This is a genomic window from Gordonia lacunae, assembly GCF_002149015.1.
Classification (GTDB): domain Bacteria; phylum Actinomycetota; class Actinomycetes; order Mycobacteriales; family Mycobacteriaceae; genus Gordonia; species Gordonia lacunae.
In genome coordinates this window covers 1-14637 of record NZ_NGFO01000058.1, presented here as the reverse complement: position 1 = coordinate 14637, position 14637 = coordinate 1, and the positions used below count along the sequence as shown (strand labels likewise).

Below are 14637 nucleotides of genomic sequence, written 5' to 3'. Positions count from 1 at the left end.
GTCCCCGTCCACCGGCCCGGCCGGGGCGCCGGTGCCCACCCCCTGACCGAGTTAATCCGTTGCGGCCCGCCGAAATCGGGCGTACGTTCGCGGGTACACAAGGAAGGAGGTGGTCTGATAGTGATTTCTCATCGGACATGTGAGGTGACCATCCGTTAGCAGTTGACCGTGTGGCATTCGTGTCGCACCGAGGCGGAATTCCCGCCGGTCGGCGCAAGCGAATACCAGGTGGTCACCCGGCCCCCGCATCCCGACCCGGTCCGGTCGGCGCAGGCCCCTCGAGGGCGGTGCGGGGGCCGTTCCATGTCCGGGGCCGCCTGTCGAATACCCGTACTGGGTAGCTGTACCACTGGCGAGGGTACCCCTGGGGGGTATAGCCTCGATCTCATGAACACGCATCACGACCATCCCGGCGCAGCGCCCACGGCGGACCACGCACACCGCCCCCGGTCCGAACCCGGGCACGGCGGTCACGGTGAACACGTCGACCACGCGGACCACAGCGGACACGGAGGCCATGGCGGCCACGGGGATCACGTCGAGCAGTTCCGGCGCCTGTTCTGGATCATGCTCGTCCTGGCGGTCCCCACCGTCGCCTTCAACGACATGTTCGCCGACATCCTGGGCTACGGGCTGCCCGACGCCGGGTGGGTGCGATGGGTGTCGCCGGTCTTCGGCACTGTGCTCTACCTCTGGGGCGGACGTCCGTTCCTCGTCGGCGCGGCCGGCGAGATCCGCTCTCGACGCCCCGGCATGATGCTCCTGATCGCCCTGGCGATCACCGTGGCCTTCGTCGCCTCCTGGGGCTCGACGCTGCACCTGTTCGGCCACGAGCTGAACTTCTGGTGGGAGTTGGCGCTCCTCGTGGTGATCATGCTGCTGGGTCACTGGATCGAGATGCGTTCGCTGGCCCGGACGACATCGGCGCTCGACTCACTCGCCGCGCTCCTCCCCGACGAGGCCGAGAAGATCGACGGGGACGACATCATCGCGGTGTCGCCCGCTGACCTGGTCGTCGGCGACGTGGTCATCGTCCGGCCGGGGGCGTCCGTGCCCGCCGACGGCGCCATCATCGACGGCTCCGCGAACATGGACGAGTCGATGGTCACCGGGGAGTCGGCCCCGGTCCGGCGGGAGATCGGCGACGTCGTGGTCGCCGGAACCGTCGCGACCGACTCCGGGCTGCGGGTCCGCGTGACCGCGACCGGCGACGACACCGCATTGGCCGGTATCGGGCGTCTGGTCGCCGACGCGCAGGCCTCCTCGTCGCGCGCTCAACGGCTCGCCGACACCGCAGCCGGATGGCTGTTCTGGTTCGCACTCGGCGCCGCGGTGGTGACCGCGATCGTCTGGACCGCGGTCGGATCGCCCGACGACGCCGTCGTCCGCGCCATCACGGTGCTGGTCATCGCGTGTCCGCACGCGCTGGGACTGGCGATCCCGCTTGTCGTCTCCATCGCAACCGAGCGGGCTGCGCGGGGTGGGGTCCTGATCACGGACCGGCTCGCGCTCGAGTCGATGCGCAACGTCGACGCGGTGCTCTTCGACAAGACCGGCACCCTGACCAAGGGGGAGCCGACCGTCCTCGAGGTCGAGCCGGCCCCGGGGCAGGATCGGCGTCGGGTGCTGACCCTCGCGGCCGCGGCGGAGGCGGCCAGTGAACACCCGCTGGCCTCGGCGATCATGCGCGCGGCACGGGCCGAGGGAATCGACCTCCCGGCCGCGCAGGGCTTCTCCTCGTCACCCGCGGTGGGTGTGTCCGCGTCCGTCGACGGGCGCGCGGTACGAGTCGGCGGACCCAACCTGCTCGACGAGGAGGGTCTCGACGAACTACCCGTCGCGTCGTCGTGGCGGGAGCAGGGGGCGATCATCCTGCATGTGCTCGCCGACGATCGTGTCGTGGGGGCGATCCGGCTCGCCGACGAGGTCCGCCCGGAGTCGCGTGAGGCCGTGGACGAACTCCACGCCCTCGGGGTGCAGGTCGTGATGATCACCGGCGACGCGCAGGCCGTGGCCGACGACGTCGCCGGTCGGCTGGGCATCGATCGGGTATACGCCGGGGTCCGACCCGAGGACAAGGCCGCCATCGTCGCTGACCTGCAGCACGAGGGACATCGCGTGGCGATGGTCGGCGACGGGGTCAACGACGCACCCGCTCTCGCCCAGGCCGACGTCGGGATCGCCATCGGTGCCGGCACCGACGTGGCGATCGGCTCGGCCGGGGTCATTCTCGCCTCGTCCGACCCGCGTTCGGTCCTGTCGGTCATCGAGCTGTCGCGCGCGAGTTACCGGAAGATGGCGCAGAACCTCTGGTGGGCAGCGGGTTACAACCTCGTCTCGGTTCCGTTGGCCGCCGGCATCCTGGCGCCGATCGGTTTCGTTCTACCGATGAGTGTCGGCGCCATCCTGATGTCCGCTTCGACGGTGGTGGTGGCGTTGAACGCGCAGCTGCTGCGTCGACTCGACCTGCGTCCCGGTTCCGTGGGAGCACGTTCCAGGTAGGCCCGGCCCGGGTGCCGGGATGGACGCGGTGATTCGCGTAGCGCAGTACTCGCGAGACCGTGGCGCGGAACCGCTGGAATGGGAACACAGCGAGTCCACGGCGCCCGACGAGGTGTCGAGAGGAGAAGGAGCGATGGTGGCCACGTATATCGCCGCGACGGTCGGGGAGGCGACCCTCGATCGTGATCAACCCGAGGTGGTCGACGAACGTTATTGGGGTCCGGGCGATCCGGACTTCGGGACGGCGGTGGCACCCCGCTTCGAGTTCGCCGATCCGCACGCCGCCGGGTTGTTCCACGCCACGGGCGGGTCCGGCGACTCCGGCGAGCGCGTCACCATTGCCAACCGCGGCGAGCACGATGCAGCCGTCGTGATCCTGCTCGCGGACGGCCGCACACGAGGCGAGATCGCGGCACCCGGCTCGGAAGTGTTCCTGCCGGAGGGTGATTCGCTCACGTACGTCCAGGCGCCGCGCACCGCCGACGGTCGGCCGGTTCTGTACGGCGCGGTGTGGGTGCGGGACGGCCGGGTGATGCCGGTGACGTTGCCGATCCCCACCCGGCACGAGTTTCTCGACCACCGGTATCTCACCCCGTGGAGCGCGGAGTGGAACGGCGGTGTCTCCGGTCGACAGATTCACGACGCCGCGGCGGCGGGCCTGTCGTATCAGTACCGGACGGGCGGCTCGACGCTCGTCGTACGCAACTCGGGCCGCGAGTGGATCGGCGTCGTGCACCGATCGGGTACCGACGTCACCTTCGTCGAGTGCCCGCCGGGAGACCGCGTCGCGTTCGACCTGTCCCCACATTCCGCGCGCGCCGAGGTGTTCTCGGTGGTCGGACGTCGGGTCGGCGGTGCGGCCGGGCACGGGCCGTACATGTCGCGGTCGGGCACCGTGCATCCCGGTTGGCCGGGACGTCCGGGTGAGGCCACGACCTACGGGTCGGTCGTCGTCATGCTCGGATCACCCGTGTACAGCGCGCTGCCGAAACGGAATCTGTACATGGCGTTCTCCGATCGGCGACCCTTCGAGGCTCGCTTCGCTCGCACCTCAGGGAGCAGGGGGCCGCGCCGCCGGGAGCGTGGCGAGTGTGCGTGGCGCCGGGAGCGTCGATGAGGTGGATCAGCCGACGTGGCGGCGGAGCTTGGCGGACAGCCGCGGCGTGAGGTCCCCGTCGGCGTCCACGCGCTCCTCGACGTAGGCGAGGTCGCCGTCGGCGACGAGACCGTACAGACGTTTGGCGCCGCCGGTGCGTCGGCCGGACTCCGCCTTGATGACGACGTCGGTGGCGAGCTCCCACGTGGTCTGGTTCAGCGGGGTGCCGTAGAAGAGTTCGACGGAGCCCTCGGCGTGGGCGAGCAGCAGCTCGATGGTGTCGTCGTCACCGATCCGCCAGAATCCGGATTCGCGGAGGTCGGGCCGCTGGTAGGCGGCGTCCTCGTCGATCACCCACGAGCGGGACTCCCACGCGAGGAAGTTCTGACCGTCGTGCGAGACGACGACCTGCTGCGCGAAGTGGTAGTCGGTGTCGGTCTCGGGGTCGTGTCCTTCGCCCTCGCCGCGCCACACACCCACGAGCGGCAGGAGTGCGAGCAGGCCGGGATGGAGATCGGCTCCGAGACGGAGATTGGCGGTGTCGGCGGGAAGCGGCAGATCGTCCCACGTAGGGACGTTGCGTTCACGGCTGCCGGACTCCACGGCCCGGGCCTCGGCCTGATTGATCGCCTCGTCACCGGACCGGCGGGGTTCGGAGACGGCTTCGGTCGACCCGTCGCCGGAGGGATCCGGGTCGGCGGGGCCGTCGGCCGTCGTGCCGCCGGGTGGGGACGTCACGACTCGTCGGTCACCAGGCGGTACAGGGTGTAGACACCGAACCAGGTGATCAGCACGGCGGCCAGGATCAGCAGGATTTCGAAGAAGAGGACCACGAGGGAAATTCTAACCCCGGCGTGGTCAGGGTGCCGTCGAGGGGTGGACCCTTCGTGACGGTCGCAGGCTCCCTCCTCAGGGGGCGGTGGCGGTCGCAGGCTCCCTCCTCAGGGGGCGGTGGCGGTCGCAGGCTCCCTCCTCAGGGGGCGGTGGCGGTCGCAGGCTCCGTCCTCAGGGGGCGGTGGCGGTCGCAGGCGCCCTCCGGTGACACGAGACAGCCCGGTCACCGCGGGTGCGGTGACCGGGCTGCCGGGTCGGACTGGCCGTCACTGTGGAGACGATGTCTCCGGCGTCACTTCGAGACGGTGATGTCCTTCTCGTGGATGCCGGGGCCCTCGGGGCTGATCGTCACGTCGCCGTTGCCCACCGCGGACAGGGCGCGCAGCGTCCAGGTGCCGGGGGCGGCGAAGAAACGGAAGTCGCCGGTGGGCGAGGCCACGACCTCGGCGGTGAACTCACCGGTCGAGTCGAGCAGACGCACGAAGGCGCCGGCGACGGGCGAACCCGAGCCGTCGGTGACCTGCCCGGTCAGGACGACCTCCTTCTCCACGTCGACGCCCGCGGGCAACTTCTGTCCCTGCTTGGGTGCAGCACACATATCTCTTACTTTCCTTCTCCGAGTTCGATCGGGACGCCGATCAGCGAGCCGTATTCGGTCCAGCTGCCGTCGTAGTTCTTGACGTTCTGGTGACCGAGCAGTTCCTTCAGGACGAACCAGGTGTGGCTCGAGCGCTCGCCGATGCGGCAGTAGGCGATGGTGTCCTTCGAGCCGTCGAGGCCGGCCTCGCCGTAGAGCTCCGCGAGCTCCTCGTCGGACTTGAAGGTGCCGTCCTCGTTGGCGGCCTTGCTCCACGGCACGCTGATGGCACCCGGGATGTGGCCCGGACGCTGGCTCTGCTCCTGCGGGAGGTGCGCCGGTGCCAGGATCTTGCCCGAGAACTCGTCGGGGCTGCGTACGTCGACCAGGTTCTTGACGTTGATGGCGTCGACGACCTCGTCGCGGAACGCGCGGATGCTCAGGTCGGGTTCGGCTGCCTTGTACTCGGTGGCCGGGCGGCTGACCGGGTCGCTGGACAGCGGGCGGCCGTCGAGCTCCCACTTCTTGCGACCGCCGTCGAGCAGCTTGACGTCGTTGTGGCCGTACAGCTTGAAGTACCAGTACGCGTACGCGGCGAACCAGTTGTTGTTGCCGCCGTAGAGGATCACGGTGTCGTCGTTGGCGATTCCGCGCTCGGAGAGCAGCGCGCCGAACTGCTCGGCGTCGACGAAGTCGCGCCGGACCGGGTCCTGCAGGTCGGTCTTCCAGTCGAGCTTGACGGCGCCGGCGATGTGGCCGCCGTCGTAGGCCGAGGTGTCCTCGTCGACCTCGACAAAGACGGTCTTGTCGGCATTGAGGTTCTGCTCAGCCCATTCGGTGCTGACCAGGACGTCGGAACGTGCCATGGCGGTGTCCTTTCCAGTGGATCTGTGATGGTCGTCGATCAGATGGAGATGATGGAGAACGGTGAGACGCGAGAAGGATTCCCGCGTTCTCGGCGGAGATGACGAGCGCGGGTGACGGCGCACGGAATCGAGGATTCGAGACCTCGGTGGAGACGCCCCCGTACTCATCGACGGTGTGGGCGGCCGGCTGCGAGTGCAGCACGGGTGGTCACACCGTCAACGGCGAGTGCGACAACAACAGTCGGCGACACGACAGAAGTCGATCGCCCGGCGTCGTGTGAGCAAGTACTCACGGCGCTGCTGCATGCCCACGAGGGTACAACAGTGCCGATCGCACACCCAACGGCCGGGGTGCTTTGGGCCCGACAGCACCAGAAACCCTTCTGAACTGCCCAGAGGCTGGTCGCGCGACCGTCAGAAGCGGTCGGGGCGGACCGCGGCGGGGCCGGAGTCGCCGACCAGCTGGACGTCCCCGCCGAAACTCTCCGCGCGCTCCGCGGGGACGTCCCAGGCCATCGGCAGGCGGGGGAGCGTCATGCTGAACCGGTCGAGTACCGCGGTGCGCAGGTCGGGCGCGATCTCGGCGTCGACGTGGCGTTCGGGGCCGGTGTAGAAGTCGGTGGCCCGGATGTCCAGTGCACCGTCGACCACGGCGAGGTCGACCGACACGCTCACTCGCACCTTCGCTCCGGCGTAGGCCGATGCCGAGGGCGGATCGGCGGGATCGAGGCCGTCGCCGGGCGGCAGGGCGACGGTGCCGGTGAACACGACGCCGCCGGTGCGGCTGACCGTGCCGTCCTGGGGGCCGCCCGCACCGGCTTTGCCGTCCGGTCCCGGGGTACTCACGGTGAGGTCGACGATGCGCAGATACCGCGCCAGGGTGACGGCGTCGAGGCGGGTGTACGCCGAGATCGAGCTGGTGTGGAGAACATCACTCGCCGAGAAACCGCTGCCGTCGGCGACGTCGAACGGGCCGAGAGCAGCCCCCAACTCGCCGCGGCAGACGCCGCGGGCGGACTCACACCCGGGCAGCTCGACGCCGCGTGCGGCGATGGTGGCACCCGCGAAGTGGCCGGCGGATGACTGGGCGGTGAACGGGAAACCGGCGATGGTGACCTCGGGATCGAAAGTCACGCGGGGGGATTGGGCGATGGCGCGGGACAGCTGGTGTTCGCCGTGAACGGCGGCCTCGACGTCGACGCCGACCGCCACCCCCGCGGCGGCCAGGGCGGCGACCACACCGATGACAAGCACTTTCCGGATGCGCGGCATGCTCGGCCGATCACCCTCCCCGTCGTCGTCATCCGGCGGTCGAGGTCGCCTTGTTAACAGCCAACCGCCCCGGTGGCGCTATTCTGTCACCTATCCCGCACACGTTGGTAAGGCGGCGTAAACAATCGCCGAGCGCAGGTGTGGGTGGCGTTCACGTCGTGGTGAGCGATCTGGATGGTCCGGGACGGGGACGAACGAGATCGGAGTGCTGGGTGGATCTCTTGTTGTTGACGGCCGACCCGAATCCGGAGTCGGTCTTGCCGTCGCTGTCGCTGCTCGCGCATACGGTACGGACCGCTCCGACCGAGGTGTCGTCACTCATGGAGGCGGGGAACGCTGATGTGGCGCTGGTCGACGCGCGCGCCGATCTGGCGGCGGCTCGCGGATTGTGCCGCCTGCTGGGCAGCACCGGCTCGTCGGTGCCGGTCGCGGCGGTGCTGACCGAAGGCGGCCTGGTCGCGGTCAACGCGGACTGGGGCATCGACGAATTCCTGCTGCCGGGTACCGGCCCGGCCGAGCTCGATGCTCGGCTGCGCCTCCTCGTGGTGCGTACCCGCGGGGTCGCGGCCGAGGAGTCCTCGGGCAAGGTCACGCTCGGGGAACTCGTCATCGACGAGGGGACGTACACCGCGCGCCTGCGCGGACGTCCGCTCGACCTGACCTACAAGGAGTTCGAACTCCTGAAGTACCTGGCGCAGAACGCCGGTCGCGTGTTCACCAGGGCGCAGCTGCTGCAGGAGGTGTGGGGGTACGACTTCTTCGGTGGCACCCGCACGGTCGACGTGCACGTCCGTCGGCTGCGCGCCAAGCTGGGCAGCGAGCACGAGTCGCTGATCGGCACCGTGCGCAACGTGGGGTACAAGGCCGTACGCCCGACGCGCGGTCGGGCGGCGGCGGCCGACAACGACCTGTCCGACGACGAGCCCACGGGCCCGGCGGGTTCCGACCCCGCGGACGCCGACGACTTCGACGGGGCTCTCGACGGTCCCGACCCCTTCGACGAGGAGTTCAGTGCAAGCGCCGGGAACTGATCGCATCCGGATTCTTCACGGCGCGCTGCCCGACGACGTGGCGGACTTCGCCCATCGTCTCGTGCGCGACGCGACCACGGCCGACGGCGTCGCCCCCCTCTCGGAAGGTGCGGTCGCGGCGATCGACGCCCCCGGCAGGTCGCAGATCGTGCACGTCTGGTCGACAGCCGGGTACGCCGTCATCGTCCCCGGGCGCGATGGTGAGCCGGCGATGATCGAGGCGGTCGTCGACCCGGAGCGTCGGCGGGAGGGGTACGGGCGGGAGCTGCTCGACGCGGCGTTCCGCGCGGCACCGGTTCCCGCATCGGGGTCCGGGGTGCGGGTGTGGGCGCACGGTGACCTGCCCGGTGCGGTGGCGCTCGCGGCGTCGATGGACCTGACCAAGCGTCGCGAACTCCTGCAGTTGCGTCGTCCGGTCGGGGCGGGCCATGAACTCCCCGACCTCGTCGTCGATCCGACGATCGAACTCCGCACCTACGCCGGACCCGCCGACGACGCGGAGATTCTGCGCGTGAACAACGCGGCCTTCGACTGGCATCCCGAGCAGGGCGGCTGGTCTGCGGAGCAGATCCGCGAACGGGTCGGCGCCGACTGGTTCGATCCGGAGGGTCTGTTCCTCGCCTTCGACCGCGCCGGCGACGATCCCGGCAGGCTCCTGGGTTTCCACTGGACCAAGCGGCACGACGCGCATCTCGGTGAGGTCTACATCGTCGGCGTCGATCCCGCCGCCCAGGGCCGTGGGCTCGGCCGGTTGCTGACACTCGCCGGACTCCATCACCTCGCGCGCGTGGGTGTCTCGGAGGTCAACCTCTATGTGGAGGGTGACAATGTCGCCGCGCTGCACACCTACGAGCGTCTCGGGTTCACCCGATACGCCGTCGACGTCGCCTACGGCTGAGACGTCAGAAGTCCCGGCGATCGAGTGCGGTGCCGATGGCGTCGACGACATCGCCGATGTGCGGTTCGCGGACCACGGACAGGTGGTTGCAGTCGAGGCGGAGGATGTCGACGTCACCGGTCACGATGTGGCGGCGCCAGATCGACGGTTCGTCACGGTTCTCACTGCCCTGCACCACCAGAACCCGGCCGGAATACGGGCGCGGACGATGCAGCCGCGCGACGCGGACGCCGAGTTCCTCGAGGGCCTGCGCGTCGGCGGTCGGCGAGGTCTTCACAACGCCCGCGAAAGGAACGCGAATCCGACGGCGCCACAGTTCTTTTCGGGGCAGCGGTTCGTACACCGGGGTGGTGGTGAGCGACGGGTCGGCGCGCTTGGCGCGCTGCAGGACCCGTGGCGGGACGAACGTGTCCACCACGACGACCAGGTCGACTCGGTGCCCGTCGGCTGTGAGTCGTCGTGCGGCCTCCAGTGCGATGAACCCGCCCAGTGAGTGGCCGACGAGGACGTAGGGTCCCTCGGGCTGGATACGGCGGAGGTCGCGCAGGTGGCGGCGGACGGCGGCGTTGACGGTCCAGTCGGGGATGCCGCGGGTGTCCAGGCCGTGCGGTGCGAATGCGTGAACCGGTCCGATGCCGTCGAGTTCGCCGATGCGGTCGGCGAACGGTACGAAGGTGAGCGCGGAGGCGCCGGCTCCGGTGAAACAGAAGACCGGTCGCCCGTGTCCCCGGCGCAGCGGGACCGTCGTCGGCGCGAGGCGGTCGGCTCGCCGACTGCGCGGACCCGAGCTCGAACCGCCGATACGGGCGGCGATGATCGTCGCGAGCTCGGCGACGGTCGGTGCGGACGCCATGTCGGACTGGGTGAGGCCCACGCCGTGCGATGAGTTGAGGCGCACCATGATCTGCTGGATCGTCAGCGAATCCGCCCCCAGCGCATAGATGTTCTCGTTCCGTCCGACGACGTCCAGCGTGAGCTCGCGGGCCCAGATCGCGGCAATCGATGACTCCAGCTCGCCGACAACGGGTTCGACGTGACGTTGCGGCTCCGGCAAGGATGTGCGGTCGACCTTACCGCGAGCGTTGCGGGGCAGCTCGGACAGTTCGATGATGTGCGCCGGGACCATCCACGGGGGTAGTGCGTCGCGTAACCGCGCGCGCAGGACTGCCGTCGGTGGCGTGCGCCGGCTGCCCTCGGGGACCACATAGGCGATCAGTTCGACTGTCTCGCTCGTATTCTCGCGGGCGATGACGACGGCTTCGGAGAGATCGCCGTCGCGGAGGAGCGCGGCGCTCACCTCGGCGGGTTCGACGAGATAGCCCCGGATCTTCACCGCGTCGTCGGCGCGGCCGAGCAGGATCAGGTCGTCGCCGTCGAATCGGCCCTTGTCCCCGGAGTGGAACGTGCGCACACCGTCGTCGCCGACGGAGAACCGGTCGGCGTCGCCGGCCGGGTCGAGGTAGCCGAGAGCGATGTATCGGGAGGAGATCGACACCCGTCCGGATCGATCGACCGTCACCGTCTTGTGGAGTGCCGGTGTGCCTGCGGGCAGTGGTCCGGGGCCGACGGGATCGCCGGCGCGGACGTCGAGGTGACCGATCGCGTAGGTCTCCGACGACCCGGCCCAGTTGGTCACCGTCGCCTGCGGAGCCAACCTCAGTGTGGCCGTCGCGGATTCGCCGGTGAGCGGTTCACCGGTGGTGATGATCCGCCGCAGGGTCGACCAGGCGGGGTGGACGGTGCCGGCGGCACTGGTGCGTACGAGGGATCGCAACAGTGACGGGGTGAGGAAGACGGTGTGGATCTGGTCCGCCGCGATCATGTCGAGCATGGCCGTGGACGTCCCCTGCCGGGGATCGGCGACGAGGACGTCGCAGCCGCTCAACAGTGAGCCCATCAAGACGTTCAATCCGCCGCCGAAGCTGATCGGCATGCACAGGGCGACGCGCAGGCCTTCCCGGAGTCCGAAACGCTCGCGCATGAAGATCGAGTCGCACAGCCACATCGCGCCGGGTTGCAGCACGCCCTTCGGGGTACCGGTGGATCCCGACGTGAACTGGATGTTGGTGACCTGGAATGCGGCGTCGGACCCGGACCGGGCGTCGTCGATCTCGACCCGTACGGCCGGGTCTGTCGCTGGTCCGGTTGCGGGTGACGTGTCGGCGAGGACGTCGGTGATCTCCGCGACCGGGACGCCGCAGCGGGTTCCGCAGTTGCGCAACCCGTCCATGTGATCGGCGTCGGCGATGGCCAGACCCGGTGACCGGCCGTGGGTGCGCAGCGACGAGAGAATGGCGTCGATCCGGTCGGCGGGCAGAGCCGTGTCGAGCGTGACGAGGGGGCGTCGTGTCAGGAAGACGCCGAGGACCACGGCGACGGTGTCCGGCGACAGGCCGAGCTGGACGACGACCGGACCCTCGTCGGCGGGTTTCAGCCCTCGGATGCGGGCGGCGACACCGCGGGCGGCGTCGAGGAGTTCGCGGTAGCTGATCTCTGTGCCCTGCAGGCGCAGTGCGATGGCGGCTCCGAAGCGGTCGGCGGCGGTCGCGAACGCGTGTGCCAGTCCGCCGGCGAGGTCTGGCTCGGCAGAGCCGGTGATCGGCGCGGGTGCCGCGGCGACGAAGCCGCGGGAGGTGGAGATCGTCATGGTGTGGTCGTCCTCGCCGGGAGTTCGGCAGCAGTGGTGGTGGGGGTCAGGGCTCGGCGGATGAGCCGTATCCCGGGAACGAGCAGCAGGATCACGACGGCGACGTTGGCCGTGAGGTAGACGTAGCCGACGCCGATGATGCCCCAGTGGTCGGCCCCGAAGACGATGCCGCACAGGACGATCACACCGAACATGCCCTGCACGCCGACTGCCAGGCGGAGCTTGCGGCGGACGCGGGCCAGTGCCGTGTAGATCGTCACGAACGACACCGTCGGCAGGGTGAGTGCCATCAGGCGGATCAGATCGGTGCCCTCGTCGGCGTACTGCGGGCCCATGATCGCGAGAATCCAGGGCGCGGTGACGAAAAGGACGACACAGCCGATGACCCCGGCGCCCCCGCACAGGGCGATGAATCGGAGGGTCGCCGACCGGAGATCGGCGTCGGGCTCCGCGGCGGTCGCCACGAACGGGGCGGATGTGGCGTGCAGCAGGATCGCCGCGGTGTTGACAACCAGCCAGCAGATCGAGAAGTAGGCGTTCATCTCGGTACCCAGGCGAGCGACGATGACCAGCGGCACGATGAGCGGCACGACCACCCCGACGGCGGTGATCCCGAGTGAGCCGGCGTAGAACTGGGCGATCTCACCGGGCCGAGGCAACGTGCCCGGCCCGGTCATCGAGCGCGCGGTCCGGCGGATCGCGCTCAGGCCGACCCACGCCGCGATCACCGCAGCGGGGAGGACCCAGGCCCAGAAGACCGCGAATCCGGTGGCGATCGGGATGAACGCCGTCACCAGGACCAGCTTGATGGTCGACTGGGAGATGTTCTTCGTGGCGACGGTTCGTGACCGGCCCAGGCCGATCAGGGTCTGGTCCTGGATCGCGAAGATACCCAGAACGGCCACGAACAGAGGGAAGAGCCAGGTCTCCCAGGGACTCATGAACAGCGAGTCCACCGGCCCGAGGAGGACGAAACCGAGCCCGAGAAGCAATGCGGCACCGATGATCACCATGCGCCCCGACGCGATCATCCGGAGGGCGTTGCCTCCGGCGACCGGCAGAAAGCGTTCGTAGAGACTGCCGATGCTGAGATTCGACAGGGTGGCCAACAGCGTCGCCGACGTGATGAGCGCCGACGCACGGCCCACTTCGGCGGTGGTGTAACCGCGGGCGGCGATGGTCCAGAAGACGAAACCGAGCATGCCGGTCGCCAGACTCGACGTCATCACGGCCATGATGTTGAGGCCCACGCCGGTCTGGTCGGCGAGCAGTCCTCCCGGGCTCCTGGCGAATCCCCGACGCGTCCGGGTGCGACGCTGGGTGACGGTCACCGCCTGGGCCCGAATCGGGCAACCGAACGTCGAGACGACATGTGCGCGTCGAACACTGACATCTCCGATCCGGCGGTCTGTGAATCTGGCGGGGATGCCCGGATCCGAGATGAGGGTAGCCTATCCTGAAGCCGGCTTCCATTCGGTGTCACCGGATGGGCGCACCGGCGCCGAGGTTGGGTGGTCGTTCGCCCATCGGGTGGCGCACGCTGGGTCGATCCGCCTGCGCGAGTCCGTTTTAGGCGGTTCGTATGAAGCTGATCACAAAGTAAGAGGAGCCTAACCTTACTGGTTATGCTTCACTCGCTGAGCGTCGTGGGGGGCGCTTCATGACTCATTGATGATGCGAATCGCGCTGGAGGTATGGTGACCGACTTGATCGACGCTGGGAACGGCACGGGGGGTGCAGATCCGGCGGTGCTCGACGACATGACGGAGTTCGAGAACGAACTCGACGTCCGTCGACCGGAGAACGCGGGATCGCAGGAGCCGGGCTCGGGGATCGCGGAGATGCCCGGGGTTGTCGACGCCGCCGAGGTCGACATCGCGGAGACCGCGAGACCGACTGTCACCGTGGTCATCCCGACTCGCAACGAAGCGCTGAACCTGCCGTACGTGGCCGAACGGATGCCACCCGTGGACCAGATCGTCGTCGTCGATGGTGCGTCTGTCGACGGGACCGTCGACGTGGCGCGCACGTTGTGGCCCGACGCGATGATCGTCTCGCAGACCCGTTCCGGGAAGGGAAACGCACTCGCCTGCGGCTTCGAGGTCGCGACCGGCGACATCATCGTCATGATCGACGCCGACGGATCCACCGACCCTGCCGAGATCCCGGACTTCGTGGGCGCGCTCGTGGCCGGTTCGGATCTCGCCAAAGGCAGCCGCTTCTCCCTCGGCGGACACAGCGACGACATCACCGCCTTCCGCCGTGCCGGCAACAAGGGCCTCAACTGGCTCGTCAACCGTATCTTCGCCACCTCGTTCGCAGATCTCTGCTACGGCTACAACGCATTCTGGCGCCGGCATCTCGAGGTCCTCGACCTTCCGCTCACCGACGTCGGTGAACCCCAGTGGGGCGACGGATTCGAGATCGAGACGATCATCAACGTGCGCATGGCGCGGAGTGGTCTGACGATCCGCGAGGTCGGCAGCCGCGAGTCCAAGCGAATCCATGGACGCAGCAACCTCAACGCCCTGACCGACGGCGTGCGCGTCCTCCGGACCATCGGCTTCGAGCGTCGCCTCCACCGCGATGCCAAGGCGACGGCCCTCCGCTGAGTGGCCGAGAGCGGCTCTGCCGCAACGGTAGGCGCCGCCAGACGTGACGCCGGTGACCTCGAGGTCACCGGCGTCACCCGCCTGTGGGCGACAAGTACCTCGCGTGAGGAAGCGCGGATTCCGGGATCCCCGAGGCGCGAGCTTGCAAGCGTCACGAAGGGTTTGCTGGGTCGGTCGCCAGACCCTTCGAGGCTCGTCGCTTGCGCTCCTCGCACCTCAGGGGGCGGCGGGTTTGTCGCTTGCGCTCCTCGCGCCTCAGGGGGCGGCGGGGTTTGCAGCTTGCGCTCCTCGCGCCTCAGGGG

11 protein-coding genes are annotated in these 14637 nt (G+C 69.1%); 5 read left to right on the top strand and 6 right to left on the bottom strand.

Annotation, left to right across the window (positions count from 1 at the left end):
- Window positions 1-387 precede the first annotated feature (387 nt).
- A complete protein-coding gene (locus CA982_RS25485; protein ID WP_086537881.1) occupies window positions 388-2502 on the top strand; it encodes a heavy metal translocating P-type ATPase in 2115 nt (704 codons plus the stop codon).
- Window positions 2503-2635: 133 nt separating this feature from the next.
- Window positions 2636-3619, top strand: coding sequence for a hypothetical protein (locus tag CA982_RS25480; RefSeq protein WP_244176505.1), 984 nt, complete (start codon window positions 2636-2638; stop codon window positions 3617-3619).
- 6 nt (window positions 3620-3625) lie between these two features.
- Here CA982_RS25480 and CA982_RS25475 read toward each other — a convergent pair whose 3' ends face one another.
- The 4 genes from CA982_RS25475 to CA982_RS25455 form a co-directional block, all read right to left on the bottom strand.
- Window positions 3626-4336, bottom strand: coding sequence for a heme-binding beta-barrel domain-containing protein (locus tag CA982_RS25475; RefSeq protein WP_086537880.1), 711 nt, complete (start codon window positions 4334-4336; stop codon window positions 3626-3628).
- A gap of 388 nt (window positions 4337-4724) precedes the next feature.
- On the bottom strand, window positions 4725-5030 hold the full coding sequence (locus CA982_RS25465) for a DUF1416 domain-containing protein (RefSeq protein ID WP_004022024.1): 306 nt from the start codon (window positions 5028-5030) through the stop codon (window positions 4725-4727).
- 5 nt (window positions 5031-5035) lie between these two features.
- On the bottom strand, window positions 5036-5875 hold the full coding sequence (locus CA982_RS25460; RefSeq protein WP_086537879.1) for a sulfurtransferase: 840 nt from the start codon (window positions 5873-5875) through the stop codon (window positions 5036-5038).
- Window positions 5876-6289: 414 nt separating this feature from the next.
- Complete coding sequence (locus tag CA982_RS25455; protein ID WP_086537878.1) at window positions 6290-7147, bottom strand: LmeA family phospholipid-binding protein; 858 nt, start codon at window positions 7145-7147, stop codon at window positions 6290-6292.
- Window positions 7148-7359: 212 nt separating this feature from the next.
- On the opposite strand from CA982_RS25455, the gene CA982_RS25450 reads away from it, so the two are divergent.
- Both CA982_RS25450 and mshD read left to right on the top strand, forming a co-directional pair.
- A complete protein-coding gene (locus tag CA982_RS25450; RefSeq protein ID WP_086537877.1) occupies window positions 7360-8178 on the top strand; it encodes a winged helix-turn-helix domain-containing protein in 819 nt (272 codons plus the stop codon).
- The gene (gene mshD, locus CA982_RS25445; protein WP_208618131.1) at window positions 8159-9076 is read left to right on the top strand and encodes a mycothiol synthase; all 918 of its coding nucleotides are present in this window, start codon (window positions 8159-8161) and stop codon (window positions 9074-9076) included. The genes CA982_RS25450 and mshD overlap by 20 nt, the downstream gene beginning before the upstream one ends.
- Window positions 9077-9080: 4 nt before the next feature.
- Here the strand turns inward: mshD and CA982_RS25440 are convergent, their stop codons facing one another.
- Together CA982_RS25440 and CA982_RS25435 are read right to left on the bottom strand one after the other, a co-directional pair.
- Complete coding sequence (locus tag CA982_RS25440) at window positions 9081-11723, bottom strand: alpha/beta fold hydrolase (protein WP_086537876.1); 2643 nt, start codon at window positions 11721-11723, stop codon at window positions 9081-9083.
- Window positions 11720-13054, bottom strand: coding sequence for a lipopolysaccharide biosynthesis protein (locus CA982_RS25435; protein WP_244176504.1), 1335 nt, complete (start codon window positions 13052-13054; stop codon window positions 11720-11722). The genes CA982_RS25440 and CA982_RS25435 overlap by 4 nt, the downstream gene beginning before the upstream one ends.
- 363 nt (window positions 13055-13417) lie before the next feature.
- Here CA982_RS25435 and CA982_RS25430 point away from each other — a divergent pair, with 363 nt between their 5' ends.
- The gene (locus CA982_RS25430; RefSeq protein ID WP_086537875.1) at window positions 13418-14335 is read left to right on the top strand and encodes a glycosyltransferase family 2 protein; all 918 of its coding nucleotides are present in this window, start codon (window positions 13418-13420) and stop codon (window positions 14333-14335) included.
- The last annotated feature ends 302 nt before the right edge of the window (window positions 14336-14637 follow it).

Coding starts and splice junctions, on each gene's coding strand:
- CA982_RS25485 (WP_086537881.1), top strand. CDS start 388: ATGAACACGCATCACGACCATCCCGGCGCAGCGCCCACGGCGGACCAC.
- CA982_RS25480 (WP_244176505.1), top strand. CDS start 2,636: ATGGTGGCCACGTATATCGCCGCGACGGTCGGGGAGGCGACCCTCGAT.
- CA982_RS25465 (WP_004022024.1), bottom strand. CDS start 5,030: ATGTGTGCTGCACCCAAGCAGGGACAGAAGTTGCCCGCGGGCGTCGAC.
- CA982_RS25460 (WP_086537879.1), bottom strand. CDS start 5,875: ATGGCACGTTCCGACGTCCTGGTCAGCACCGAATGGGCTGAGCAGAAC.
- CA982_RS25455 (WP_086537878.1), bottom strand. CDS start 7,147: ATGCCGCGCATCCGGAAAGTGCTTGTCATCGGTGTGGTCGCCGCCCTG.
- CA982_RS25440 (WP_086537876.1), bottom strand. CDS start 11,723: ATGACGATCTCCACCTCCCGCGGCTTCGTCGCCGCGGCACCCGCGCCG.
- CA982_RS25430 (WP_086537875.1), top strand. CDS start 13,418: ATGGTGACCGACTTGATCGACGCTGGGAACGGCACGGGGGGTGCAGAT.